The organism is Candidatus Pelagibacter sp. HIMB1593 (assembly GCF_052047755.1).
Taxonomy (GTDB): domain Bacteria; phylum Pseudomonadota; class Alphaproteobacteria; order Pelagibacterales; family Pelagibacteraceae; genus Pelagibacter.
Map to the genome: position 1 here is coordinate 336,002 of NZ_JBNAJK010000001.1, position 25,173 is coordinate 361,174.

A 25,173-nucleotide genomic window follows, 5' to 3' on the forward strand; every position below is an offset into this window, starting at 1 on the left:
TTATCCGTTGAGTAACTTAATTGCATAATTTAGTTGATTATCAGTGTCAGTTCTTATTTTAAAATTATCACCTTCTTCATTCACTTCAATGTCTGGACGTACACCAACCTCAGATATAGATTTTCCAGATGGAAGATAATATTTTGCAACAGTTAAACGTATTGCGCCTCTATTTTTAAGAGGAATAATAGATTGAACTGAACCTTTACCATAACTGTTTTCACCTACAACAATTGCTCTTTTGTGGTCTTTTAAAGCTCCTGCAACAATTTCTGATGCTGAAGCTGATCCATAATTTATCAGTACTAATAATGTTTTTCCGTCAGTTATGTCTCCTTTTTTTGCAAACCATTTTCTATTATCAGATTTTTTTCTACTTTTAGTGGAGACAATTTCACCATTTTCTAAAAAGAAATCAGATATTCTTATTGCTTGGTTTAGTAGTCCACCTGGATTATTTCTTAAATCCAAAATAAATGAATTAAGATTTTTATTTTTTTTTAATTTCTTTATTTGTTTTTCTATTTGATCACTACTGTTTTCATTAAATGAAGTTAATCTAATATAGCCAATATTTTCTTCTAATAACTCTGACTTAACTGATTGAATTTCAATTATCTCTCTAGTGATATTAAATGTTAGTGCTTTTTTTTCTCCTCTTCGTCTAACTGTTAATTCTATACTTGAACCTACTGGGCCTCGCATTAAATCAACAGCTTCACTTAGAGATTTCCCTTGAACTTGGGTATCATTAATTTTCACAATGTAATCACCAGCTTTTAATCCAGCTTTTGATGCTGGTGTGTCATCAATAGGTGAAATAACTTTAACAACTCCTGCTTCCATACTTACCTCAATTCCAAGGCCGCCAAATTCACCGCTAGTTTCAGTTTGCATTTCCTCCAGAATTTCAGGAGACATATAAGAGGAATAAGGGTCTAAAGATTGAAGTAAGCCATTGATAGCAGAGTCCATGCTTTCAGATTGATTGATCTCATCAATATATTCTCTATTTATTTTTTCTAAAACCTCACCAAATAAATCTATCTTTTTGTAAATATCTACTTCAGAAGAGTTTGCTGAACTCAAATAAAAAAATGATAAAAAAATAATTGAGTAATATTTAATTATTTTCATATCATTACTTTTTCTTTAGGAATAAATTCTGACCAGATTTTTTCTAATTCATAAAATTTTCTTTTCTCTGGATGAAAAATATGAACGATTAGATCTATACCGTCTACCAATTTCCATTCACCACTTTCTTTGCCCTCAATTTTAGAATCTTTAATTCCATTATCTTTAAGCTTTTCTAACACTTGTTCAGATAAAGACTGTATATGTCTAGATGATGTACCGCTTGCTATTATCATATAATCTGCCATCGAACTTTTATCTTTTAGATCAATAGTTACTATGTCTTCAGCTTTGTTAAGATCTAATGTGGTGATTACAATTTCTTTGAGATCTGAAATTTTATCCATTAATTAAATTTAGACTATCAAATTTTTCTTAATTGAGAAGATGAAATGTTGACTTTATTAAACTCTATGAATTTAAGGGTGGTATTACTGAGAGCCCTAAATGTCTTTGATTTTAATGAGTTTTTTTTATAGCCATGTCTATCGAAAACTAAAATATTACACTTTTGTGAAATAGATTTTGATTTATACCATTTGTGAAAATTTATTAAGTTATCTGCTCCCATTAAAAAATAGATTTCAATATTTTTATTTTTTTTCAAATGATTAATTAAATCGATTGTTTTATTTGAATTAATTTTATTTTCGTAAAATCTCACTTTTATAAATGAATTTTTACCAATAATTTTTTTGCAGAATTTTATTCTTTCAGTAACTGAGGTTTTGCTCTGGTTTTTAAAAGGATTTTTTTTTGTGATTGCCCAAATAATGTTTTTAAGCTCAAATCTTTTTTTTGCTTCTTTTGAAATTGCTAGATGACCTTTGTGAGCAGGATCAAATGATCCTCCTAAAATTCCTATTTTTGTCTTATTTAATTTCAAATTAATTTCTTATTTTACCGTTACTTGTAATTTGATATTTATATGAAACAAGTTGATTAAGTCCTACAGGCCCTCTTGGTGGAAGTACATTGGTAGAAATTCCAACTTCTCCTCCGAACCCAAATTCACCTCCATCTGCAAATTGAGTTGAGGTGTTATGCATAGCAATAGAGCTTTTGACTTCTTTTAGAAATTGACTAGCTGTTTTTTTGTTTTTTGTAATTATTGAGTCTGTATGCATTGTTCCATACTTATTAATATGACTTATAGCTTCATTGAGATTGTTTACTATTTTAACAGAAACTGCTGAGCTTAAATATTCTGTAGACCAATCTTTTTCAGTAGCTTTAAAAATTTTACCTTTATAAAATTTAGCCAAAGTCTTTTCTCCATAAATTTTACAACCATTTTTTTCTAAATTGCCCAGGATTGTATTGCTAAATTTTTTAACAATATTTTTATGTAGAATAATAGTTTCGGTCGCCCCACATATGCTGGTGTTTCTTAATTTTGCGTTAGTAACAACTCTATTTGCCATCTTTAATTCAGCGTCTTTGTCGACATATGTATGACAAATACCCTCAAGATGACCAATTATAGGAACCTTAGAAAGTTCTTGAACTTTTCTTACAAGATTTTTTCCACCACGTGGGATTATAACATCAATATATTCTTTCATTTTGGAAAGCATTACATCAACCATCTTTCTGTTTTTAGAGTCTATAAATTGTATAAAGTTTTCATCTACTTTATTTTTTTTGAGTGCTTTTCTAAAAAGTTTTGATAAAATTCTATTTGAATTGATTGCCTCAGAACCTCCTCTTAAGATTACTGCATTACCTGATTTGAAACATAAACCCGCAACATCTGATGTAACATTTGGCCTACTTTCATAAATTACACCAATAACTCCTATTGGAATTGATACTCTACTAATATTTAATCCATTAGGTCTTTTCCACTTTTCTAGAACATGATTAATGGGATCTTTAAATCTAATAATACTAATAATAGAATTTCTGATGTCGTTTATTTTTTTCTCATTTAAATGAAGTCTATTAATTAAATTTTCTTTTAACCCTATTTTTTTTGCATAATTAATATCTTTAGTATTTTCTCTAATTATTAAACCTTTGTTTTCGTCAAGCATTTTAGCATAGGAGGCTAAAACACTATTTTTAACTTTTGTGTCTATTTTATATTGACTTGCTTTTCTTGCTCTTTTACCGATTAAATTCATATAATTATTCATTTATACTTCTACCATATCATCTTTATGAATAACTTCAGATTTTGCAACATACCCTAGTAATTTTTGAATTTCATTCGAATGGTGTCCCATTATTTTTTTTACTTCATCAGAAGAAAAAGAACTTAAACCCCTAGCACATTCATTATTTTTTTTATCTAAAACTTTTATATGATCACCTTTGTTAAATCTTCCTGATACATTTTTAATACCTGCGGCTAGTAAACTTTTTCCAAGCTTTAACGCTTTTTTGGCTCCGTCATCAATTACAATATTTCCTTTAGGTGCAATTGAGCTAATTATCCATTTTTTTCTAGCATGAAGTTTAGAGACCTTTGGGCTGAACCATGTACAATTATTTTTTTCAATAATTTTTGAAATAGGATTTGAATACAGTCCGTTTGCAATAATCATACTGCTGCCAGCTAATTGACAAATTTTAGCAGCTTCAATTTTTGTTTGCATTCCTCCACTTCCATATTCATTAATTCCTTTGATATTAATTTCTTTTAAGTCTTTGTTTATATCATTTACTATTTTTATAAGTTTAGCATCTTTATTTACTTTTGGATTTTTTGTAAAAAGGCCATCTACATCTGAAAGTAAAATTAATGTATCGGCGTTTGTAATTTGAGCTACTCTAGATGCCAATCTATCATTATCTCCATATTTTATTTCAGTTGTTGCAATTGTATCATTCTCATTAACAACTGGGATAAATCCAAGTTCGAATAAATTTTCGAATGTTCTTTTGGCATTTAAGGATCTTCTTCGTTCCTCCGTATCTTCTAGAGTTAACAAAATTTGTGAAATATTTAATTTGAATTTTGAGAAGGTCTGAGAGAATAAGTTCATTAGTTCAATTTGGCCAATAGAGGCAATTGCTTGACTTTTATCTAACTTAATATTTTTTTTGTTAAAATTCATTTTTTTACATCCAAGAGCGATAGCACCTGAACTAACAATGACTATTTTTTGATTTTTATCTTTTAGTTTTTTGATGTCCCTCGCAAAGCTTGAAAGCCATTTTTTTCTAATTTTTTTATTTTCATCAACTAATAAAGATGAACCAATTTTAATAACAATAATTTTCGAGTTTTTAAGATACATAAGCTAATAATTTTGCCTTAATTTTTGAAACCGACTCTTTATTTAAAGTTGTCATCGTCATTATCTCACAATTTTTATCCTTAGAGAAATCATCAATTACGTCTTTAGCTGTGTCTTCATCAATTAAATCTATTTTGTTAAACACAATTAATTCTCTCTTTTCAAGCATTTTAGAACTGTAATTTTTAAGTTCATTTTTAACCTGATCATAAGATTCCTTAAGATCAAGATTAGTTATATCAATTAAATGTAATAAAGATTTGCATCTTTCTATATGTTTTAAAAACTGTATCCCAAGTCCAACACCTTCATGGGCACCTTCTACTAATCCTGGTATATCAGCTATTGTGATTTCTTTATCATCATAGCTAGCTACACCTAAGTTAGGATTAAGTGTTGTAAATTTATAATTAGCAATTTTAGGATTTGCGTTTGTAAGTGCTGCCAACAAACTTGATTTTCCTGCGTTAGGTAGTCCGATAATTCCGATATCAGCTATTGTTTTAAGTTGTAACCAAATTGTAAACTCTTCTCCCAAAGTTCCTTTCGTAAATTTTCTTGGAGCTCTGTTTGTAGAACTTTTAAATCTAGTATTTCCCAAACCACCTTTGCCACCATTAGCTGCAATGTACTCTTCTCCTTTTTTGTTAAAATCAAATAATAGAGTTTTGTTATCTTCTTCAAATACCTGGGTTCCAAGAGGAACTTTTAAAACCAAATCATCACCACTTTTACCTGTTCGATTTTGACCAGAACCATTCTCTCCACGCTGAGCTTTATGATGTTGTTGATATCTGTAATCAATTAAAGTGTTTAAGTTTTCTTCTGATTTTAAAATGATCGAGCCACCTCTGCCTCCATCGCCTCCATCAGGTCCTCCAAACTCAACATACTTTTCTCTTCTAAAACTTGGTGAACCGTCACCGCCGTTTCCAGCCTTAATATAAATTTTAACTTGATCGAGAAATTTCATAATACAACATTTTCTTGGTTGTACTATTAATTGGGTTTTACTGAAACGTAAGTTCTATCTAATTTAGATTTTTTGAATACAACTTTACCTTTGATAACAGAAAAAATTGAATGATCTTTTCCCATTCCAACATTTTCGCCAGGAAAAATTTTTGTTCCTCTTTGTCTAACAATTATATTTCCAGGTATTACAGTTTCTCCACCGTATTTTTTAACACCAAGTCTTCGACCAGCACTATCTCGTCCGTTTCTCGATGATCCACCTGCTTTTTTTGTTGCCATATTTTACCTAATAACTATTTACTTGCAGCTTCCTTAACTTCTTCTTTTTTGGGAGCTGGTTTAATTTTTTCAGCTTCAGATAATACTTTACCATCTTTTGAAAAAATTTTGTTAATTCTTATCAAAGAAAATTGTTGTCTGTGTCCATTTTTTCTTCTTGAATTTTGTCTTCTTCTTTTTTTGAAAACTAGAATTGTTCTATTTTTACTATTTTTAATTAAATCTGCCTCTACCTTAGCACCTTCAATAGTAGGAGTTCCAACCTCAATATTTTTATCATCTCCATATGCTAGGATTTCATTAAATTCTATCTTAGTTTCAGGCTTTGAATCTGGTAATTTTTCAATTTTTAATATTTCACCAGATTTAACTTTGTACTGTTTACCACCTGTTTTTATTACTGCGTATGACATAGTATGAATATTAAATTTAAGTAACCGCAATATAGTTACCGGAAGCCTATAGTCAAGCTGAATTAGTTAGAAATTATCCTTTAAATCCCTTAATTTTGAAAAAGATTTTAGGTCATTAGCTCTTAAAAAAATATTGCAATCAATTTCATCTTGTAAGGTTGACGGAATAGTAGGCAAATTATTATTTCTTTGTTGTTTTATAAATTCTATTTTCTTTAACAAAGAAGAGTTTTCAGAATCATGTTCCAAGCAGAATTTTGAATTATTTAAAGTATATTCATGGCCACAATAGATTTTTGTTTCTTTAGGTAAAGATTTTAATTTACTTAAAGAGTTATACATTTGTTCATATGTGCCCTCAAAAATTCTACCACATCCAAGTGAGAAGAGAGTATCTCCGGTGAATAGCAAGTTTTCTTCAAAAAAATAAAAACAAATATGTCCTGTTGTGTGTCCAGGGATATGAATAATTTTAGCTTTAAAATTTCCGCTATTCCAAATTTCGTTATCATTTAACAAGATATCAATCTCTGGTATCCTTTTTGCATCTCCATTAAATCCTAAAACAACAGATCCAAATTTTTTTTTTAATTCAGTATTACCCCCAACATGATCGTAATGATGATGAGTATTTAAGATATATTTTAATTTAATATTTTTATCTTTTAAGTAATTGATTATTGGTTTAGCTTCACTTGGATCAACAACACATGCTTCCTGTTTGTCATTATCAATAATTAAATAACTATAATTATCTTGTAGGCAGGGTATAATTTCAACTTTCATTTATTTTTCTATTAAAAATATTCCAAGATCAGCAAATAAATTTTTAGTTCCTAAATTACTATTTGTTATATTTGAAGTGTTGTTATTATTTAAAGCTAAAGTTTTTATCATTTTAATTTCTTTAAATTTTATAAAATTTACAAAATCTTTAAGTGTGCACATATGTAAATTAGGTGTACTGTGCCATTGTTCTGGCAAAGATTTTGTTATTGGCATTGTGCCCTTAAATAATAGATGCAATCTAACTTGCCAATTACCAAAATTTGGTATCGTTACAATTGCTTTTTTTCCAACTCTTAAAAGTTCATCTAAAACAATTTCAGGGCTTAAAAATGCTTGGAGTGTTTGACTCAACACTACATAGTCAAACGATTTATCGGGAAACTGTTTTAAGTCTTTCTCTGCGTTACCTTCTATTACAGTTAATCCTTTTGCAATACATTCTTGTACTTTTTCCTTAGAAATTTCTAGTCCTCTTACATTTATATTTTTATGTTCTTTTAAAAATTGCACCAAAGTTCCATCTGCACAACCTACATCTAAAACTTTTTTATTATCCTCAATTAAATCTGATATTACTTTAAATTCATTTTTCATTTTTTAATTCTATATAAGATTTGTCTAAGAAATTATTCAGAGCATTTAAAAAATCGGGTACATCTAATAAAAAAGAGTCGTGACCTTTATCAGATACAATTTCTACAAAACCAACATCTGCTCCAATAGAATTCAAAGCTATAACAATATCTTTATTTTCTTGGGTTGGATAAAGCCAATCAGAAGTAAAAGAAATTACAAAAAATTTAGCTTTTGTTTTTTTAAATGCATCAGACAAATTCCCATTAAATTGTTTAACTAAATCAAAATAATCCATAGCTCTAGTTATGTAGAGGTAGCTGTTTGCATCAAATCTATCTACAAATACAGATCCTTGGTATCTCAAATAACTCTCAATTTGAAAATCTGCATCAAATCCAAATTTCAAATCTTCTCTTTCTTGCAATTTTCTCCCAAACTTTTCCTGCAAACCTTTTTTTGAGAGATAAGTTATATGAGCTGCCATTCTTGCAACAGCAAGCCCTTTACCTGGGTTGGTGTTATTAGCTTCATAATTTCCATCTTTCCAATCGCTGTCAGCAGTGATTGCTTGTCTTCCTAGTTCATTAAAAGCAATATTTTGTGCTGAATGACTTGAGGTTGTAGCAATGGGTATAACAGTTTTAGCTTTATCAGGAAAGTTGGTGATAAATTGAAGAACTTGCATACCCCCCATGGAACCTCCGGTAATTGCAAATAGTTTATCAATTCCAAAGTGTTCAAGTAAATTATATTGTGCATTCACCATGTCATTAATTGTAATAACTGGAAAATCAGTTCCAAAAGTTTTCTGTGTTTCAGAATCTTTATGGCTTGGTCCATAAGATCCCATACATCCACCAATTACATTTGAACAAATAACAAAATATTTATTGGTATCTATTGCTTTGTCTGGACCTACAGCAAAACTCCACCAACCGTCTTTTTTAGTAACAGGATTTAAACCAGTTACAAATTGATCTCCAGTTAGTGCATGAAATACTAATATAGCATTGTCTTTATTTTCATTTAAAGATCCATAAGTTTCGAATGCAATTGGAAAATTGTTTATAGTTTTACCGCAATCTAATTTAAGAGGTTTTTTTATAATTAGTGTCTTAATATTTTTTTCTGTATTCATTTTAAAGCCTTTAGATGAATTGTGAGAAAAAAAACTATTTTAGCGGTTTTTTTTAAGCGCTCGCAATTCAGTTAAATCAGCGCATAAATTTTGTACAAGAACTTGTAATTTATGTCAATTTTTTAAAATAAGATCATATTCTCTATAAATATTTGTTTTTTTATCTATAAAGAGCTCATAAAAATAAAAAAAATGAGTACACCTAAATTTAAAAAATTTAACATAGAAGCTTATAAGCCTGGCAAATCTAAAATTAACAAAATTAAAAAGGTCATTAAATTGTCAGCTAATGAGTCTGCTTTAGGGATGAGCCCATTAGCAAAAAAAGCAATATCTCAAAAAAATTTAGTATTAGATAAATATCCAGATGGAAAGTCTACCAATCTTAAAATGGCAATATCTAAAGCGTATAAATGCAATTTCGATAAAATAATATGTGGAGCAGGTTCTGACGAGGTAATTCAAATGTTATGTCAATTATATCTACATCCAAAGGATGAAGTGATTGTTCCTCAATATAGTTTTTTAATGTACAGAATTTATGCAAAAATTGTTGGTGCAAAAGTTGTATTTGCAAAAGAAAATAATTTTAAAGTTTCAATTGAAGAAATATTGAAAAAAGTATCTAAGAAAACCAAAATAGTTTTTATTGCAAATCCAAACAATCCAACAGGAACATATTTAACTAAAAAAGAGACATTAGAACTTAGAAGAAAATTGAATAAAAATATTTTATTAGTAATTGATGATGCGTACTCAGAATATATGAAAAATGATGATTACAGCTCTGGTTTAGAATTATTTAAAAAAAAAGACAATGTATTTATATTGAGAACATTTTCTAAAATGTTTGGGTTGGCCTCATTAAGAATTGGCTGGGGATATGGATCGAAACAAATAATTAGAGCGTTAAATGTTATTAAACCACCTTTTAATGTAAATGGTTTGGCTCAAGTTGCGGCCGCAGAGTCTTTGAAGGATAAGCAATTCATTCAAAAATCTATTAGACATAACTTAAACTATGCAAATAGACTAAAAAAATTTCTCGAAAAATATAATATTTTTTCAAACGCTGTATCAGCAAATTTTTTACTATTAAATTTTGATGAATGTAAATATTCAGCAAATTTTCTTTACCAAAAATTAAAAAATAAAGGAATTATATTAAGATCTACTGAAGATGGTTATCATATTAAAAACAAATTGAGATTAACTATTGGCTCATCTAGAGAAAATTTAATATTTATGAATACAGTGAGAAAGATTTTTAATTAAATGAAAAATATTTTAATCATAGGGTGTGGTTTGCTTGGATCTTCAGTTTTAAGATCTATACACAAAAATAAATTAGCAGATAAGATATATATTTATGAAAAGTCAAAAAAGAATATATCAAGAATTAAAAATCTTAAATTACCTGGAAAAGTAGTTAGTTCATTAAAAGAAGCTGTAACAAAATCTAATTTTATTATTTTTTGTACGCCTATGAGTGAATACAAAAATATAATTATGAAAATAAATAATTATATTTCTCCTAACACATTAATTACTGATGTTGGTTCTTCAAAAATTGAATCATCAAAAATAATAAAAAAATTTTTAAAAGAAGGAATTGCATGGACTTCCAGTCATCCAATTGCTGGTTCTGAAGTAAGTGGGCCACAGCACGGAAAGAGCAACATGTTCGAGGGTAGATGGTGTATTTTAATTAAAGAAAAAAATACAATTAAAAAAAATTTAAATTTTCTGAAAAAATTTTGGGAGAAGATTGGATCAAAAGTAACAATCATGTCACCAGAAAAACATGACAAAATTTTTTCAATAACTAGTCATTTACCTCACTTAATTGCATATAATTTAGTTAAGTCAGCTCAAGATTTTGAGAAAAAACAAAGCTATGATTTAATCAAATATAGTGCAGGAGGACTAAGAGATTTTTCAAGAATAGCAGCTTCTAATGAGATTATGTGGCGAGATATTTTTTTCAACAACAATAAAAATATTTCAAATGCTATTGATTTATTTATTAAAAATTTGAAATCATTTAAATCTGATATTAATTCAAAAAATAATAAATCTATTATTAACAAGCTTACTGAAACTAAAAAAGTCAGATCAAAAATAATCAAACTCAAACAAGATATTAATAAGCCAGATTTTGGAAGAAGCTAAATTTTAATTTTAGCTATTTTTTTAACTTTAAGTTTTGCTGTATTTTCAATTCTTCTAATTGTCTTAATTATAGGCATGATCAATACTTTATTTTCAGGTCCATATGCATGTATTAATTGCTTGGAATTTAAGCACATTGCGACATGCCCTTTCCAAAAAATGATATCTCCCTTTTGATAATTTCTTTTTATGTTTCCTTTTAAATATTTAATTTGATCTTTGGTATCTCGAGGTAAAAACTTATTATTATAATAGTAAAATATTTGTAATAGGGCTGAGCAATCTATTCCCCCATAACTTTTTCCACCCCAGATATATTTTATGTTCAAAAATTGTTTAAAGATTTTAATAAAGTTGTTTTCTTTATAATTTATTTTTTTTATATCTTTTTTTTTAATCCATTTATTTTTATCAATTCTAGCAAAATTTTTATTAGTTTCTTTAACTGACAACTTTGATCCAAAAGACAGAAAAGTATTAGTTTTTAAATTTGGTTTTTTATAGATGTTTGCTTTTAAACTACTTACCTTATAATTAGCTTTAAATTCTTTTGAATAATTTTTATTTTGAATGTACCCAGTATAATTATCAAAACTAGATTTTATTTTTATCCAATTTTTAGTTTTAGATAAAATTTTAAATTTTTCTCCATACAATATTTGTGAAGTTACTTCTGAAAATTTAGAGGATTTCTTATAAATATTAGAAAAACTACCTGTAAAATAAAATTTATTTTGCACCAATTTTAATTTTATTTTTTATCATCCATAGGCATATTAGTGAAGGAATAACCATAATAGTTGTTAAGACAAAAAATGTTCCCCAATCTCCGTTTAACCAATCTACTAAAGCTCCTGATGATGATGCTAAAGTTGTTCTTCCAGCAGTTCCTATTGATGCAAGTAATGCGTATTGTGTTGCTGTATATGTTCGATCAACCAGTAAAGATATAAATGCTACAAATGCAACAGTTGCAAAAGCTGCAGTAATATCGTCAGCAATAACTGCTATTGCAAATAATAGTTCAGATTTACCAGTCCATGCTAAGACAGCAAATAACAGATTTGTAACCGCCATTAAACCTCCTGCAAAGAACATAGTTTTTATAGTTCCAGCCCTCATGGCCATTACGCCACCAATTAAAGTAAATACGACAGTTGTGATCCAACCCAATCCTTTTGAATAGATTGCAATTTGTCCTTTTGAAAAGCCTATTTCTTTATAAAATACAATCGACATTCTACCCATGAATGCTTCTCCAATTTTAAACAAAAAGACAAACCCTAAAATTCCTGTAGCTATGGCAAAACCATTTTTTTTAAAGAAGCTAATAATGGGCCCACCAATTGTTCCAGTTATATAAGCAACAAAAGTTGTGATAATATTGTTAGATCCTAGTTTACCTTTAATTAAATTATCAGTTTCCTTTTGCTTTGATTGTCTGTCAGTTTCTACTGGCTCATGAACAAACATCAGAGCAATATTCATTAAAATAATTAAAATACCTAATATTAAAAAAGTTGCTTGCCAGTAATCTTGGATACCAATATTTTCAAAAAACTCTGCAGTAAATAAAGCAACTACACCACCTAATTTATAACCTGTCCACCAACCAACTACAGCCATTGCAGCACCTGCTGCCATTGATTTTCCTTCATTTTCATTAATTTGTTCAATTCTTAATGCATCTACCGTTATGTCTTGAGTTGCTGATGCTATAGCGATGATCAATCCAACTGTAATTATCAACGCTAAATTTTCTGTAGGATTTATAATACTCCAAACTAGTAAACTTAATAGAATTACTAATTGCATTAAAACAATCCATCCTCTTCGGTGACCTAATTTTTTAGTTAGGAAAGGAATTTGAATTCTATCTATAATTGGTGCCCAAAGATAATTGAAAGCATAAACTCCAAAAATAAGTCCTGCCCATCCAATAGTAGATCTACTTAATCCTTCTTCCTTTAACCAAAGACTTAAACTACTAGCAATCAAAACCCATGGAAATCCACTGATTGCACCAAGTAATAAAATCCTTAGCATTCGGATATCTTTATAAACTGAGATGGATTCTAACCAGGATGTTTTTTTTATTTCAGACATAATTAATTTTTCCAAAATGATGGTAAAAATAATACTAATATTGCAAATAGCTCAAGTCTACCCAAAATCATACCAACTGTTAAAATCCATTTAGAAAGATCTGGTAATGAAGAAAAATCTCCATTGGGGCCAATTATTGGACCAAGACCAGGTCCAACATTTGAAATAGATGTAGCGGCACCCGAGATAGCTGTAATAAAATCTAAACCAGTTAATGATAACAATGCAGTAAGAATAAAAAATATTACGATATAAAAATAAATAAATGAAATAATTGAAGCTATAAACTTTTCATCAACTGCACTTTGATCATACTTAATTACAAATACTCCTTTAGGATAAATTATTTTTTTTAACTGGTTTAGAATAAATAGATAAAGAATTTGAATTCTAAATATTTTTACACCACAAGCTGTAGACCCAGCACATCCACCTATAAACATTAACGCAAGAAATAAGGTTATAGGAAAACTACCCCATCTATCAAATTCTGCATTCACATAACCAGTACCACTCAGGATTGATATAGTATTAAAAAATATTGATCTCAAACTAAAGTTTTCTTGATTAGAAAATAATAAGTAAATAGATAAAATTATAACAGTGAATATTATAATTTTTAAAAAAGTTTTGATTTGAATATCATTTAAAAAAATTTTTTTGTTTCCACTTATAAATTTAATGTAAGCAATAAAAGGAATGCTACCCAATATAATAAAAAACATTGATGAAACTTCAATTGGTAAACTATTAAAGTAACCAATAGATTCGTTGTAGTTAGAAAAGCCTCCAGTAGCGATTGTAGTCATTGAATGAGTTAAGCTGTCAAATTTACTCATACCAAATATCCAATAAGTGATTGCACAAAGGCCTGTTAATCCTGAATAAATATAAATTAATCTAAGTGCTATTTCTTTTGACTTAGGGAGTATTTTTTCTGAAGAGTCATTACTTGAAATTTTAAATAATTGCATACCTCCAACATTCATTATAGGCATTAAAGTAATCGCCATTACAATTATTCCAATTCCACCTAGCCATTGTAAAATAGCTCTCCATAAAAGAAGACCTTTTGGTGCGTTCTCTAAATCTGAGATTATTGTAGATCCAGTTGTAGTAATTCCTGACATACTTTCAAAAAAAGAGTCTGTAATTGAAAGCTCAATACTAGAGAATACAAAAGGTAAAGATCCAAATACTGCAATACTAATCCAAGATAGTGCAGTTAATAAGAAAGCTTGTTGTAGATTAAGTTTTTTATCGTGATCTAAATTTGATAAAAAAAATAAAGTTCCAAATATTACGGTTACAATAGATGAGCCAAAGAAAGATGAGTCTATCTCTGAGTAAAAGAATTGTACTATAATTGGGATGAACATTGATACACCCAATATTATTTGCAGAATTCCAAGCGTAAAAAAAACAGTTTTGTAATTAGACATTTTGAAAGAACAATATTTTATGGTAAATAAATTTCAACTCTATAAGAATTAATATAATCACTAGTTTAAGGTTAAAAAGAGCAATTCATGATTAAAAAAGATGTCCTAGAAAAGACAAGTGCCTGGCCTTTTGTTGAAGCTAAAAAAATGCTTCGTGAAAGAAAAGTTTTTATTGAAAAAAAAGGTAAGATTACCCTCCAAACTGGATATGGTCCAAGTGGATTACCTCATATAGGAACTTTCGGAGAAGTTGCACGAACTTCAATGATGGTTAATGCACTTAATCAACTCACAGATTTACCAACAGAAATTATTACATTTTCAGATGACATGGATGGCTTAAGAAAAGTTCCAGATAATGTTCCCAACCAAGAATTGTTGCAACAAAACCTTCACAAACCTTTAACGCAAGTACCTGATCCTTTTCAAAAATTTAATAGTTTTGGAGAACATAATAATGAAATGCTGAAGGATTTTTTAAACAGTTTTAATTTTAAATATAATTTTAAAAGTTCCACATCTTTGTACAAGGCAGGATTTTTTAATCCTACTTTGAAAATCATTTTAGAAAATTATGAAGGAATAATGAATATTATTTTACCAACACTTGGGAAAGAAAGACAAAAAACATACAGTCCTTTTTTACCAGTATGTCCTGATACTGGTCATGTTTTGGAGATACCTGTAATAGAAATTGATCAGTCTAATTCTAAAATAATATTCGATAATAAAGGTAAAAAATTAGAGAGTAGTATTTTAGATGGTAATTGTAAATTACAGTGGAAAGTAGATTGGGCAATGAGATGGTTTGCTTTAGACATTGATTTTGAAATGTATGGCAAGGATTTGATTGAAAGTGCAATTTTATCTACAAAAATCATTAATTTATTGGGTAAAAAGAATCCATCAGGATTTGCATATGAACTTTTTCTAGATGAAAAGGGCGAGAAAATTTCAAAATCTAAAGGTAATGGAATAACTATTGATCAATGGTTGAAGTATGCTTCACCAGAAAGTTTATCTCTATATATGTATCAAAATCCAAAAAGAGCTAAAAAACTTTATAAAGAAATAGTTCCAAAAGCAGTAGATGAATATTTGGATAATATTGAAAAATCTAAAAAGCAGACTGAGCAGCAATTAGTAATGAATCCAGTGTGGCATGTCCACAATGGGAGTATTCCAAAAGAAGATATGATTATGAGTTTTTCAATGTTATTGAACTTAGTAGAAACAAGTAATGCAGATAGTAAAGATTTGTTATGGAAATTTGTAAAAAAATATAAACCAAATATTCAAGAAACTAACTTTCCAATTTTTGATGGATTAGTAGGATACGCAATTAAATATTTTAATGATGTAATTAAGTCTCAAAAAAAATACAAAACACCTTCTGAAGATGAAAAAAAAGCTCTTGAGGCTTTAATTTCAACTTTAGAAAAATGCAATGATCAGATGCCACCAGAGGAAATCCAAACTTTGATTTATTCTACTGGAAAAGAAAATGGTTATGCTGAAAATTTAAGAGATTGGTTTAAACTTATTTATGAGGTGGTTTTTGGTGATGAAAATGGACCAAGAATGGGATTTTTTATAAGTTTTTTTGGTGTTAATGAAACAAAAGACCTTATAATGAGCAAACTCAAATAATGTATTCAAATTTAAGATCTTTAATTTTTAAATTAGATCCAGAAAAAGCCCATACTCTAGCAATTCAATCTTTAAAATTTAATTTAGTATCAAATGTATTTGATGAAAATAAAAATGATCCAATTTTCAAAACACAAATATTTGGTAAAGATTTAAGCAATCCAATAGGAATAGCAGCTGGTTTTGACAAAAATGCAGAAGTTTACAATCCTTTGTTTAAATTGGGATTTGGTTTTGTTGAAGTTGGAACTGTTACTCCTTTAAAACAATATGGTAATGAAAAGCCAAGAGTATTTAGATTAGTTGAAGATCAAGCGTTAATTAATAGATTGGGATTCAATAATCAAGGATCTGAAACTATTTTAAATAGAATAAAATCAAATAAAAAAATTGGAATACTTGGAGTAAATGTTGGACCAAATAAAGACTCTGATAATCGATTGAATGATTATTTAATTGGATTAGAAAAATTTTATGAAGTTGCTGATTATATTACAATAAATATTTCTTCACCTAATACTGAAAATTTAAGAAACTTTCATGATGAAAATAAATTAAATGAATTATTAAAATCAATTAAAGATAAGAAAAATGAATTGAAAACTAATATTCCAATCGTAGTTAAAATTTCTCCAGACATTGATTTAAAGCAAATAGAATTAATATCAGAGATTCTTTTAGAAAATGATATATCTGCAATAATTATTTCAAATACATCAGAAAGTACCAGAGATGATTTAAAAAATATTCAACGACACCAAAAAGGAGGCTTGTCAGGAAAACCAATAGAACAAAAATCAAATTTACTTATTAATCAATTCTTTAAACTGCTAAATGGTAGAATTAAAATAATTGGGGTGGGAGGTATTGACTCTGGAAAGTCTGCACATGATAAATTTTTGTCAGGGGCAGATTATATTCAGTTATATACCGGAATGGTATTTCAAGGACCCAATATTGCTGCAAACATTAAAAAAGAGCTAAAAGAATTACTTCTTAGAGATGGAGTGAAAAATATTTCAGAAATCGTTGGAAATAAAACTCTTTCTTAATTTTAATAAACTTGACGCCCTTAATATCTCCCCTTATATAGGCACTGAAATTATGTCAAAAAAATGCGAACTAACTGGTAAAATTCCTATGAAAGGTCATAATGTTAGTCATGCTAACAATAAGACTAAAAGAAGATTTTTACCTAATTTAAAAAAAGTAAAATTTACAAGTGAGCTTGCTGGAAGAAGTTTGAAACTAACTGTTAGTAATTCAGGAGTAAGATCAGTTGATAAAAAAGGAAGTTTTGACGAGTTTTTAAAAACTGTAAAAAATAAAAATATTTCACCAAGATTAAAAAAACTTAAAAAAGTTATTTTATTAAAATCGCCATATAAAAAAAAGCCAGTAGCTAAATCTGCTTAATGAATAAATTTTTTATCAGCCTATCTTTAATGATGGGTGTGGTTGTTTTATCCTCAAACTATCTTGTTCAATTTCCAATAAATTATTATGGATTAAATGAAATTCTTACTTATGGAGCTTTTAGTTATCCTGTAGCTTTTTTGATAACTGATTTAGCAAATAGATCTTATGGAAAAATAATTGCTAGAAAAATAGTTTATTTTGGTTTTTTTATAGGAATTATTTTTACTCTATTTTTCTCAACAAACTTCGAAGATTTAATTTCTATAAGAATTGCAGTTGGATCTGGAGTTGCTTTCCTTACAGCCCAATTGCTAGATATTCAAATATTTGATCGTTTAAGAAAAAAACAGTGGTTTGTTGCACCTCTAACTTCATCATTAATTGGTTCAACTATTGATACTTTTTTATTTTTCTCAATATCATTTTATGGAACTGGAGTTCCTTGGGTAACTTTATCTCTAGGTGATTTAGGTGTTAAAATACTAGTAGCATTAATAATGTTAATACCATTTAGAATGTTATTAAAAATATTTAAACCAATTAAAGTCTAATATAAAAATTTATAAGATAAAATTTTATAAGCTAATTTAGCAACAAGAAAATTGTAAGAGTTGAATCCTTTAATTGGAGATAGTTCATTAATGTCAGCTCCAACTATATTTGAATTTTTTGCAGCAATTCTAATTATCTCTAAAGTTTCATCCCATAACAATCCGCCTGGTTCGGGTGTTCCAGTAGCAGGCATAATACTTGAATCTAATCCGTCTACATCAAACGTTAAGTAAACAGTTTTATTTTTTATTAATTTTTTAAATTTATTTAAATTCCATTTTTTTTTATCTTTTGCCCAGAAGATATCTATTCTATTTGAATTTTTTTTCAAAAATGGAATTTCACTTTCTGATATATTTCTAATTCCAAAAGAAATTAAAGATACATTTTTATAATCTAAACATCTTCTTATTGCCGATGCATGTGAAAATTTTTCACCATTATAACTTTCACGCAAATCTGCATGTGCATCAAAATGTAAAAGACAAATATTTTTATATCTTTTTGTAAAAGGAACAATACATCCTGGTGTAATTGAATGTTCACCACCAAAAGTCATTGGAAATAGTTTTTTATCTAAAATTTCCCCATTGATTTTAGAAATTTTATTTAATGCTACTTTGATATTTTTATCAATTTTGAATGGTTTTAATGTCTTGATACCTATTTTTTTGTAAGGTTCACAATTTAGTTCCTCATCATATAGTTCAACTTGGTGAGAAGCTTTGATAATTTCTTTCGGTCCATTTTTTGTTCCACCGCCATAACTAACTGTTTTTTCAAGTCCAAATGGAACGACTACCACTTTTTCTTTGAAGTTGAATGTATTATCAATTCCCAAGAAACCATGTTTGTTTGATAAATATTTCAATTTTAAATAAATATTTTTGAGAAGTTTTTTCGTTCTCTATTTTTCCACTCACCTTTATGGTAAGCATCGCTAGCTATTAATGGCAATACACTTGTTGCTTCAGCAAATACCATTTGTTCTTTAGTGATATCTACTTTACCCCAAGAACTTGCTTCTTTTAAAGTAGAACTACTACATGCACCATCTCTACTATCAGCAACTGTAATTTGTACAGCATACTTATGCATATCTACATTTTTACCAAGAAGCTCAGCACAAATAACAGTGTCTTGAATAAAATTTTTAGGAACTCCTCCACCAATCATAAATAAACCAGAACCTTTTGATTTGATTTTAATTTCCGTTAGTTCTCTGAACTCTCTAACAGAGTCTATAGTCATATGTTTTTTAGGATTTTTTTCTTGATGCATTACAAGACCAAAACCTGCGCTTGAGTCTGTGAAAGCTGGACAAAAAATTGGAACATTATTATCGTAAGCTGTTTCAATTAAAGAATCTTTCTTTTTTGAATTTTTTTTTAAATATTTTCCCATTTCTAAAATAAACTCTCTGGAAGTATAACTTCTTGGTTCTAAAGTATCTGCTATTTCACAAATAATTTTATCACACATTTGAAGTTCTTCTTCGTCGATATATGTGTCGTAAATTCTATCAATATAGTTGTCTCTTAATTCAGTATCATCTTGAAATTGAGATCCTTGATAATGTTTAAATCCAAGAGCTTCAAAAAAATCCATATCTACAATTGATGCCCCTGTTGCTACAATTGCATCAACCATATTGTATTTAACAAGATCTTTATAAATATTCATACATCCTGCAGCAGATGTTGATCCTGCTAAAGTAAGAAAAATTGTACACTCCTTATCTTTAAGCATTTCGTTGTAAATGTTCGCAGCATTTGCAGTTTCTCTAGATACAAATGACATTTTCTCCATTGAAGAAATAATTGTTCTAGAGTCAAATGAAGTAATATCTATATGTTCGACAGGATTTTTTAAAAAATCTCTTTTACTATTATGTCCTGGATTTTTTTGGTCTGACATTAAGCAACCATATGAGCGCTGTTAACGTCTTTTTCATACATTGACATTATTGGTTTATCTTCAACTTCATAAATTTCATCTGAATAGTAACCATTGAATTGTGTTCTAAAAGTTAATCCATATGCTCCAAGTTGACCAAGCTCTATGTAATCATTTTCCTTAATATTATTTGGTAATAAAAAAGGTCCTTTCATATAATCCATGCTATCACAAGTAGGACCAAAGAAATCAAAAGCAGTCAATTTTTTTGAAATTATTTTATTAGAATTTTCTTTAATCATCTTAGATGGATAAATTATGTTAGGTGTCCCTGCATCAAATAGAGTTCCATATGTTCCATCGTTTATATAAAGTTTTTGTTTTTTTCTTAAATTTACTTTAACAATTGTTGAACCACTTTCTGCAACTAATGCTCTTCCTGGTTCACAAATTATCTCCGGCAACTTCTCTAATTTTAAATTAGACAAACTTTTTTTAATTTCATTGAAGTATTCATCTAATGATTGCGGAATTAAATCTGGATAAATTGTTGGAAATCCTCCACCAACATTTATTGTATCAGGGATTATTTTTGTTTTTTTAATTAGATTTCCAATCTCATTTATGCCTTTAGCATATGAAATTGGATGCATACACTGCGATCCAACATGGAAACTTAATCCAATTTTTTTTGCATATTGTTTTACTAATCTTAGTAATCCTACAGCTTCAGATGTTAGTGCTCCAAATTTTTTAGATAAATCAATTTCAGCATGCTCATTTGAAACAGCAACTCTTACAAATAATTCTAAATCTTTTGCATTATTTGTACTTTCAATAATTTTGATTAATTCTTCTTTTGTGTCTAATGAGAAAGTTTTTACACCATAATTAAAATAGGCCTCTTTGATACTTTCTCTACTTTTTACAGTATGCATATAAGAACATTTTGCATTTTGAGTAAGTTTTCTTATAGCTTTAATTTCTTCAATTGAGGCAACATCAAATTGGTTTACACCTGTATTTAAAATTGTTTGAATAACTTCGGGATGTGGGTTTGTTTTAACTGCATATAAAATTTTTCCAGGGAACTTATCTAAGAAAAATTTAACCGAAGATTCTATGGATTTCTTCCTAATACAATAAACAGGCTTTTCAGGTTTCAGTTGATTTATAAGTTCTTCAACTGACTTAAATTTTTGCATTTCATATGCCTCCAAAAAAAATTTAATAAAAAAAAGTTTTTAATAAAACTTTAATAATTTGAGCCATATAATGTAAACACAGGCAATGTAAAGCAAATAATTCAAGGCTGATTTGCGCAATTTTCATATATTGTAATATTAGATTTTGACCCCATATAAGGCTGATGAAAAACGAAGCCAAATTACAAAATCTAAGCGATTTCGAAAATAAGTCGCTTTTAATAGTAGATGATGACAATCCTTTTAGAGAAAGATTGGCAAGAGCTATGGAAAAAAAAGGTTTTGAAGTTTTTCAAGCTGAGAGTGTACAAAAGGGAGTTGAATCCGTTAAAAGTAAAAAACCAGGTTTCGCAGTTGTAGACTTAAGACTTGGAGACGGTAATGGCCTTGAGGTCGTTAAGGAAATTCAATCTTCTAATAATGATAGTAGAATTATAATGCTCACGGGTTATGGAAATATTCCCACAGCAGTTGCAGCTATTAAAGAAGGTGCAATTGATTACTTGGCAAAACCAGCAGATGCAGAAGATGTAGAAAAAGCATTGTTGGCAGATCCAGCTAAAAAGGCAGCACCACCAGAAAATCCAATGTCAGCTGATAGAGTTAAATGGGAACATATTCATAGAGTATTTGAGTTATGTAATAGGAATGTTTCCGAAACAGCTCGAAGGTTGAAGATGCATAGAAGAACCCTTCAAAGAATTCTATCTAAAAGATCTCCTAGATAATATTTCTAATTTTAATTATTTGTTTAGTAATTAAAGCTAAAATAATAATTTTGAATAGTTCCGCTAATAAAAACGGCTCTGCACCTAGTGAAAATATTGGTTTATCCCAACCAATAAGAGTACCCAGCCATATTAAACCCAAGATAAAGATTGTAGATGTTGCAATAACTAATTTAGTTAGAATAATTATAAAACTATCTTTTGTATTAATTTTTGAGGCTAAATAACAAGCAGTTAAAAAACCAATTAAATAGCCCATCGTTGGGCCAGTAAAATAGACTATACCAATTCCTTTTTCTGGAGAGTTTGAAAATACAGGTAATCCCGCAATCCCCTCTAATAAATATAAACCTACAGAAGCTAAACCAATTTTATAACCTAAGCTTACACCTAAGAATAACACAACAAATGTCTGCATTGTCATTGGAACTGGATAAAATGGAATTTTAATTTTTGCAGAAATAGTTAAAGCAATTGAACCCAGAATCACAGCTAACAAAGATTTTATGATTTTTGTTTGTGTTAAGTTTTTTGTAAGTTCCATAGTAAAATAATACTCAAAATATAAAAAATAATCTAGCTATATTAGCCTGAAGATTTAATTTTATTTTTTTATATACAGAAATTGTTAGCAATGTAATATTTGTTAATCTTCATGAATAAAATACAAAAAACAGATCATTTTTATTTAATTGATGGCTCTGGTTATATTTTTAGAGCTTATTATGCTTTACCACCATTGACTAGAAAAAGTGATGGACTACCCACAGGTGCTGTAAGTGGATTTTGTAGCATGTTGTTTAAATTATTAGAGGATTCAAAATCTGATCAAAATTTACAAAAACCAACACATTTTGCAGTAATTTTCGACTCAGCTAGAAAGACCTTTAGAAATGAAATTTATAGTGATTATAAAGCTAATCGATCAGAAGCACCAGATGATCTAGCACCTCAGTTTGAGTATATTAGAAAATCAGTTTTAGCGTTTAATTTACCTTCTGTGGATTTACCAAATTATGAAGCTGACGATCTAATAGCCACATATGTTGATCAAATACTCAAAAAAGGGGCTAAAGTTACAATCGTTTCATCAGATAAAGACTTAATGCAACTTTATAAAAAAGGTGTTCGAATTTTTGACCCTATGAAAAATAAATTTATCACAGAGGACGATGTAATTAAAAAGTTTGGTGTTGATGCTTCAAAAGTTATAGATGTTCAATCTTTAGCAGGCGATAGTAGTGACAACGTACCTGGTGTTCCAGGAATAGGAGTTAAAACAGCTGCAGAATTAATTAATAAATATGGTACTCTAGAAAAATTATTAGACTCTGCCCATGAAATTAAACAGAACAAAAGAAGAGAAACTTTAATAGAGAATAAAGATAAAGCTTTAATTAGTAAAAAACTTGTAACTCTAGATAATAAGTCTCCAGTAAATAAAAACTTAACAGAATTTAAACTCAAAGAGGTTGATAAAGATAAACTTTATAAATTTTTAAGAGAAATGGAATTTAATAGATTGTTAAGTTCTGCAATTTCAGCTTATGGGGAACCAAAGTTATCTGGATCTGAAAATAATTTAAAATCTAGTGAAAAACAAAAACCAATAAGCAATAAAGATTATCATCTAATTACAGATATTAATGAAATTGATGAGTGGATAGAAGAAGCTGAGGAAGCAGGGGAAGTTACTGTCGATACAGAGACAAGTTCGTTGGACCCCCATCAGGCTGATTTAGTTGGAATTTCACTTTGTTCAAAAATTGGAAAAGCTTGTTACATCCCAGTTGGTCATAAATCTAAGGATTGTTTAAATAAAGATAGCGTTATCAATAAATTAAAAAATTTATTAGAGGACCCAAGTGTTAAAAAAATTGGTCAAAATATTAAATTTGATTTTATAGTTTTCTACAAACTTGGCATTTCACTTTCGTCAATGGAAGATACTATGCTTATGTCTTATGTATTAGATGCTGGAAAGAACAGACATAACATGGACACCCTTTCGGATATCCATCTTGGACATAAAACAATTTCATTTAAAGAAATTGTTGGTACTGGCAAAAAAGAAATAAATTTTAGTGAGGTAGAATTAGAAACAGCAAAAAATTACGCAGCAGAAGATGCAGACGTTACCTTCAGGTTATATAAAAAATTTGTCAAAAGTTTAAAATCTGAAAAATTATTTAATATCTATGAGATTTTTGAAAAACCACTAATTAAAATACTCGCATTTATGGAAATCGAAGGTGTTGAAGTAGATAGTAAATTTTTAAATTCTCTTTCCTCTAAATTTGATAAGAAAATTAAAAAAATTGAAAAAGAAGTTTTCAAGATTTCAAATAAAGAATTTAACATTGCTTCACCAAAACAATTAGGAGAAATTATTTATAATGATCTTAAGATTGCAGGGACAAAAAAAACAAAAAAAGGAAGTTTTGCAACAAGCGCAAGTGTTTTAGAAGATTTAGCCTTCAAAGGTCATGAATTTCCAAAATTAGTATTAGATTGGAGACAGGTTTCAAAATTAAAAAATACTTACTCCGATGCTTTGCCAGAGCATATTAATCCAAATACAAAAAGGGTTCATACATCTTTTTTATTGGCAGCAACAACAACAGGCAGATTGGCCTCAAGTGATCCAAATCTGCAAAATATTCCAATTAAATCTGAAGATGGAAAAGATATAAGAAAAGCGTTTAAGGCTAAAAAAGATCATTTATTGATATCAGCAGACTATAATCAAATTGAGATGAGAATTTTAGCAGATCTTGCAGATGTTAAAGAACTTAAAAAAGCTTTTAAAAATAACGAGGATATTCACTCATTAACAGCTAGCCAAATATTTAATGTCGATATTAAAAAAGTGAATCAAGACCACAGAAGGAAAGCTAAGGCAATAAATTTTGGAATAATTTACGGAATTTCTCAGTATGGTTTAGCCAAACAAATAAATGTTTCTAATTATGAAGCAGAAGAATTTCTTAATGCTTATTTTGCTAAATTTCCTGAAATTAAAGTTTATATGGATAGCACAATTAAGTTTTGCAGAAAAAGTGGCTATGTAAACAATATATTTGGAAGAAGATCTCATTTTAACGGAATAAATGATAAAAATTTTAACGTTAGAAATTTTCAAGAGAGAGCGGCAATTAATGCTCCAATTCAAGGGTCAGCATCTGAAGTTATGAGATTAGCAATGATTAGACTAGACAAAAAATTAAATGAAGAAAAAAATTTGAAATCAAAAATACTTCTTCAAATACATGACGAGCTTATTTTTGAAGTCCCAAAAAAAGAGGAAAAGGCAATGGTCAAGTTAATACAGAATGAGATGACCAGTGTTACTCAAAGTGATTATCATTCCTTTTCTACCCCATTAACAGTTGATGTAAATGTTGGTGATAATTGGGGAATGCTTCACTAATTATATTCAATTGCCTAATTT

At 28.6% G+C, this 25,173-nt stretch carries 26 protein-coding genes; 8 read left to right on the forward strand and 18 right to left on the reverse strand.

What is annotated here, in order from left to right:
• From ACTTA0_RS01775 to metX, 11 genes are all read right to left on the reverse strand, one after another.
• Positions 1–1,137 carry a S41 family peptidase gene (locus tag ACTTA0_RS01775; RefSeq protein WP_440675745.1) on the reverse strand — a complete coding sequence of 379 codons (1,137 nt, stop codon included), beginning with the start codon at positions 1,135–1,137 and terminating at the stop codon, positions 1–3.
• Entirely contained in the window at positions 1,134–1,484 is a 351-nt protein-coding gene (gene rsfS, locus ACTTA0_RS01780; protein WP_075506496.1) for a ribosome silencing factor, read from the reverse strand. Before rsfS ends, ACTTA0_RS01775 begins: the two co-directional genes overlap by 4 nt.
• A 17-nt stretch (positions 1,485–1,501) precedes the next feature.
• Positions 1,502–2,029 carry a nicotinate (nicotinamide) nucleotide adenylyltransferase gene (nadD, locus tag ACTTA0_RS01785; RefSeq protein WP_440676626.1) on the reverse strand — a complete coding sequence of 176 codons (528 nt, stop codon included), beginning with the start codon at positions 2,027–2,029 and terminating at the stop codon, positions 1,502–1,504.
• The gene (locus ACTTA0_RS01790) at positions 2,025–3,275 is read right to left on the reverse strand and encodes a glutamate-5-semialdehyde dehydrogenase (protein WP_440675746.1); all 1,251 of its coding nucleotides are present in this window, start codon (positions 3,273–3,275) and stop codon (positions 2,025–2,027) included. Before ACTTA0_RS01790 ends, nadD begins: the two co-directional genes overlap by 5 nt.
• On the reverse strand, positions 3,276–4,382 hold the full coding sequence (gene proB, locus ACTTA0_RS01795) for a glutamate 5-kinase (RefSeq protein WP_440613704.1): 1,107 nt from the start codon (positions 4,380–4,382) through the stop codon (positions 3,276–3,278).
• Complete coding sequence (gene cgtA / locus ACTTA0_RS01800) at positions 4,372–5,355, reverse strand: Obg family GTPase CgtA (protein ID WP_440675747.1); 984 nt, start codon at positions 5,353–5,355, stop codon at positions 4,372–4,374. The genes proB and cgtA overlap by 11 nt, the downstream gene beginning before the upstream one ends.
• Before the next feature lie 26 nt (positions 5,356–5,381).
• Entirely contained in the window at positions 5,382–5,636 is a 255-nt protein-coding gene (gene rpmA, locus ACTTA0_RS01805) for a 50S ribosomal protein L27 (RefSeq protein ID WP_075506491.1), read from the reverse strand.
• 14 nt (positions 5,637–5,650) lie between these two features.
• The gene (gene rplU, locus ACTTA0_RS01810) at positions 5,651–6,049 is read right to left on the reverse strand and encodes a 50S ribosomal protein L21 (RefSeq protein WP_440675748.1); all 399 of its coding nucleotides are present in this window, start codon (positions 6,047–6,049) and stop codon (positions 5,651–5,653) included.
• A 66-nt stretch (positions 6,050–6,115) separates the two neighbouring features.
• Positions 6,116–6,835: a hydroxyacylglutathione hydrolase gene (gloB, locus tag ACTTA0_RS01815; RefSeq protein ID WP_440675750.1), complete on the reverse strand. Its 720-nt coding sequence runs from the start codon at positions 6,833–6,835 to the stop codon at positions 6,116–6,118.
• Positions 6,836–7,432, reverse strand: coding sequence for a methionine biosynthesis protein MetW (metW, locus tag ACTTA0_RS01820; protein ID WP_440675751.1), 597 nt, complete (start codon positions 7,430–7,432; stop codon positions 6,836–6,838). It abuts the gene before it with no gap.
• Positions 7,422–8,552, reverse strand: a complete 1,131-nt coding sequence (gene metX / locus ACTTA0_RS01825; RefSeq protein ID WP_440675753.1) for a homoserine O-acetyltransferase MetX — start codon at positions 8,550–8,552, stop codon at positions 7,422–7,424. Before metX ends, metW begins: the two co-directional genes overlap by 11 nt.
• Positions 8,553–8,744: 192 nt before the next feature.
• Between metX and hisC the strand changes: the two genes are divergently transcribed.
• Positions 8,745–9,827 (forward strand): histidinol-phosphate transaminase, encoded by a 1,083-nt coding sequence (hisC, locus tag ACTTA0_RS01830; RefSeq protein WP_440675754.1) that lies wholly within the window; start codon positions 8,745–8,747, stop codon positions 9,825–9,827.
• Positions 9,828–10,724 carry a prephenate dehydrogenase gene (locus ACTTA0_RS01835; protein WP_440675755.1) on the forward strand — a complete coding sequence of 299 codons (897 nt, stop codon included), beginning with the start codon at positions 9,828–9,830 and terminating at the stop codon, positions 10,722–10,724.
• Here the strand turns inward: ACTTA0_RS01835 and ACTTA0_RS01840 are convergent.
• From ACTTA0_RS01840 to ACTTA0_RS01850, 3 genes are read right to left on the reverse strand one after another with little or no spacing between them, the layout of a single operon-like run.
• The gene (locus ACTTA0_RS01840) at positions 10,721–11,464 is read right to left on the reverse strand and encodes a C40 family peptidase (RefSeq protein ID WP_440675756.1); all 744 of its coding nucleotides are present in this window, start codon (positions 11,462–11,464) and stop codon (positions 10,721–10,723) included. The two genes, ACTTA0_RS01835 and ACTTA0_RS01840, sit on opposite strands and share 4 nt — an antisense overlap.
• A complete protein-coding gene (locus tag ACTTA0_RS01845) occupies positions 11,454–12,830 on the reverse strand; it encodes an AmpG family muropeptide MFS transporter (protein ID WP_440675758.1) in 1,377 nt (458 codons plus the stop codon). The genes ACTTA0_RS01840 and ACTTA0_RS01845 overlap by 11 nt, the downstream gene beginning before the upstream one ends.
• Before the next feature lie 2 nt (positions 12,831–12,832).
• On the reverse strand, positions 12,833–14,272 hold the full coding sequence (locus tag ACTTA0_RS01850; RefSeq protein WP_440675759.1) for a TrkH family potassium uptake protein: 1,440 nt from the start codon (positions 14,270–14,272) through the stop codon (positions 12,833–12,835).
• Positions 14,273–14,359: 87 nt separating this feature from the next.
• Here ACTTA0_RS01850 and ACTTA0_RS01855 point away from each other — a divergent pair, with 87 nt between their 5' ends.
• Genes ACTTA0_RS01855 through ACTTA0_RS01870 form a run of 4 tightly spaced genes read left to right on the forward strand, consistent with a single transcriptional unit; the run spans position 14,360 to position 17,892 of the window.
• Entirely contained in the window at positions 14,360–15,922 is a 1,563-nt protein-coding gene (locus ACTTA0_RS01855) for a lysine--tRNA ligase (RefSeq protein WP_440675760.1), read from the forward strand.
• Complete coding sequence (locus tag ACTTA0_RS01860; protein WP_440675762.1) at positions 15,922–16,974, forward strand: quinone-dependent dihydroorotate dehydrogenase; 1,053 nt, start codon at positions 15,922–15,924, stop codon at positions 16,972–16,974. The genes ACTTA0_RS01855 and ACTTA0_RS01860 overlap by 1 nt, the downstream gene beginning before the upstream one ends.
• A gap of 52 nt (positions 16,975–17,026) precedes the next feature.
• Positions 17,027–17,338, forward strand: a complete 312-nt coding sequence (gene rpmB, locus ACTTA0_RS01865; RefSeq protein WP_075506505.1) for a 50S ribosomal protein L28 — start codon at positions 17,027–17,029, stop codon at positions 17,336–17,338.
• A complete protein-coding gene (locus ACTTA0_RS01870) occupies positions 17,338–17,892 on the forward strand; it encodes a queuosine precursor transporter (protein WP_440675764.1) in 555 nt (184 codons plus the stop codon). Before rpmB ends, ACTTA0_RS01870 begins: the two co-directional genes overlap by 1 nt.
• On the opposite strand, the gene speB is transcribed toward ACTTA0_RS01870, so the two are convergent.
• The 3 genes from speB to ACTTA0_RS01885 are packed head-to-tail and all read right to left on the reverse strand — an operon-like array spanning position 17,889 to position 20,994.
• Entirely contained in the window at positions 17,889–18,764 is an 876-nt protein-coding gene (speB, locus tag ACTTA0_RS01875) for an agmatinase (RefSeq protein WP_440675766.1), read from the reverse strand. The two genes, ACTTA0_RS01870 and speB, sit on opposite strands and share 4 nt — an antisense overlap.
• 2 nt (positions 18,765–18,766) lie before the next feature.
• Entirely contained in the window at positions 18,767–19,810 is a 1,044-nt protein-coding gene (locus tag ACTTA0_RS01880; protein ID WP_440648278.1) for a 1,9-bis(guanidino)-5-aza-nonane synthase, read from the reverse strand.
• Positions 19,810–20,994, reverse strand: coding sequence for a type III PLP-dependent enzyme (locus ACTTA0_RS01885; protein ID WP_440675768.1), 1,185 nt, complete (start codon positions 20,992–20,994; stop codon positions 19,810–19,812). Before ACTTA0_RS01885 ends, ACTTA0_RS01880 begins: the two co-directional genes overlap by 1 nt.
• A gap of 164 nt (positions 20,995–21,158) precedes the next feature.
• On the opposite strand from ACTTA0_RS01885, the gene ACTTA0_RS01890 reads away from it, so the two are divergent.
• Positions 21,159–21,722, forward strand: a complete 564-nt coding sequence (locus ACTTA0_RS01890; protein ID WP_440613721.1) for an ActR/PrrA/RegA family redox response regulator transcription factor — start codon at positions 21,159–21,161, stop codon at positions 21,720–21,722.
• Here the strand turns inward: ACTTA0_RS01890 and ACTTA0_RS01895 are convergent.
• On the reverse strand, positions 21,715–22,266 hold the full coding sequence (locus ACTTA0_RS01895) for a biotin transporter BioY (protein WP_440675769.1): 552 nt from the start codon (positions 22,264–22,266) through the stop codon (positions 21,715–21,717). The genes ACTTA0_RS01890 and ACTTA0_RS01895 overlap by 8 nt on opposite strands.
• A 111-nt stretch (positions 22,267–22,377) precedes the next feature.
• Here ACTTA0_RS01895 and polA point away from each other — a divergent pair, with 111 nt between their 5' ends.
• Complete coding sequence (gene polA, locus ACTTA0_RS01900) at positions 22,378–25,152, forward strand: DNA polymerase I (RefSeq protein ID WP_440675771.1); 2,775 nt, start codon at positions 22,378–22,380, stop codon at positions 25,150–25,152.
• Positions 25,153–25,173 lie beyond the last annotated feature (21 nt).

What these genes read in the sequence shown, in the direction of transcription:
- ACTTA0_RS01775 (WP_440675745.1), bottom strand. Translation starts at nt 1,137, where the DNA reads ATGAAAATAATTAAATATTACTCAATTATTTTTTTATCATTTTTTTAT.
- rsfS (WP_075506496.1), bottom strand. Translation starts at nt 1,484, where the DNA reads ATGGATAAAATTTCAGATCTCAAAGAAATTGTAATCACCACATTAGAT.
- ACTTA0_RS01790 (WP_440675746.1), bottom strand. Translation starts at nt 3,275, where the DNA reads ATGAATAATTATATGAATTTAATCGGTAAAAGAGCAAGAAAAGCAAGT.
- proB (WP_440613704.1), bottom strand. Translation starts at nt 4,382, where the DNA reads ATGTATCTTAAAAACTCGAAAATTATTGTTATTAAAATTGGTTCATCT.
- cgtA (WP_440675747.1), bottom strand. Translation starts at nt 5,355, where the DNA reads ATGAAATTTCTCGATCAAGTTAAAATTTATATTAAGGCTGGAAACGGC.
- rpmA (WP_075506491.1), bottom strand. Translation starts at nt 5,636, where the DNA reads ATGGCAACAAAAAAAGCAGGTGGATCATCGAGAAACGGACGAGATAGT.
- rplU (WP_440675748.1), bottom strand. Translation starts at nt 6,049, where the DNA reads ATGTCATACGCAGTAATAAAAACAGGTGGTAAACAGTACAAAGTTAAA.
- gloB (WP_440675750.1), bottom strand. Translation starts at nt 6,835, where the DNA reads ATGAAAGTTGAAATTATACCCTGCCTACAAGATAATTATAGTTATTTA.
- metW (WP_440675751.1), bottom strand. Translation starts at nt 7,432, where the DNA reads ATGAAAAATGAATTTAAAGTAATATCAGATTTAATTGAGGATAATAAA.
- metX (WP_440675753.1), bottom strand. Translation starts at nt 8,552, where the DNA reads ATGAATACAGAAAAAAATATTAAGACACTAATTATAAAAAAACCTCTT.
- hisC (WP_440675754.1), top strand. Translation starts at nt 8,745, where the DNA reads ATGAGTACACCTAAATTTAAAAAATTTAACATAGAAGCTTATAAGCCT.
- ACTTA0_RS01835 (WP_440675755.1), top strand. Translation starts at nt 9,828, where the DNA reads ATGAAAAATATTTTAATCATAGGGTGTGGTTTGCTTGGATCTTCAGTT.
- ACTTA0_RS01845 (WP_440675758.1), bottom strand. Translation starts at nt 12,830, where the DNA reads ATGTCTGAAATAAAAAAAACATCCTGGTTAGAATCCATCTCAGTTTAT.
- ACTTA0_RS01850 (WP_440675759.1), bottom strand. Translation starts at nt 14,272, where the DNA reads ATGTCTAATTACAAAACTGTTTTTTTTACGCTTGGAATTCTGCAAATA.
- ACTTA0_RS01855 (WP_440675760.1), top strand. Translation starts at nt 14,360, where the DNA reads ATGATTAAAAAAGATGTCCTAGAAAAGACAAGTGCCTGGCCTTTTGTT.
- ACTTA0_RS01860 (WP_440675762.1), top strand. Translation starts at nt 15,922, where the DNA reads ATGTATTCAAATTTAAGATCTTTAATTTTTAAATTAGATCCAGAAAAA.
- rpmB (WP_075506505.1), top strand. Translation starts at nt 17,027, where the DNA reads ATGTCAAAAAAATGCGAACTAACTGGTAAAATTCCTATGAAAGGTCAT.
- ACTTA0_RS01870 (WP_440675764.1), top strand. Translation starts at nt 17,338, where the DNA reads ATGAATAAATTTTTTATCAGCCTATCTTTAATGATGGGTGTGGTTGTT.
- ACTTA0_RS01880 (WP_440648278.1), bottom strand. Translation starts at nt 19,810, where the DNA reads ATGTCAGACCAAAAAAATCCAGGACATAATAGTAAAAGAGATTTTTTA.
- ACTTA0_RS01885 (WP_440675768.1), bottom strand. Translation starts at nt 20,994, where the DNA reads ATGCAAAAATTTAAGTCAGTTGAAGAACTTATAAATCAACTGAAACCT.
- ACTTA0_RS01890 (WP_440613721.1), top strand. Translation starts at nt 21,159, where the DNA reads ATGAAAAACGAAGCCAAATTACAAAATCTAAGCGATTTCGAAAATAAG.
- ACTTA0_RS01895 (WP_440675769.1), bottom strand. Translation starts at nt 22,266, where the DNA reads ATGGAACTTACAAAAAACTTAACACAAACAAAAATCATAAAATCTTTG.
- polA (WP_440675771.1), top strand. Translation starts at nt 22,378, where the DNA reads ATGAATAAAATACAAAAAACAGATCATTTTTATTTAATTGATGGCTCT.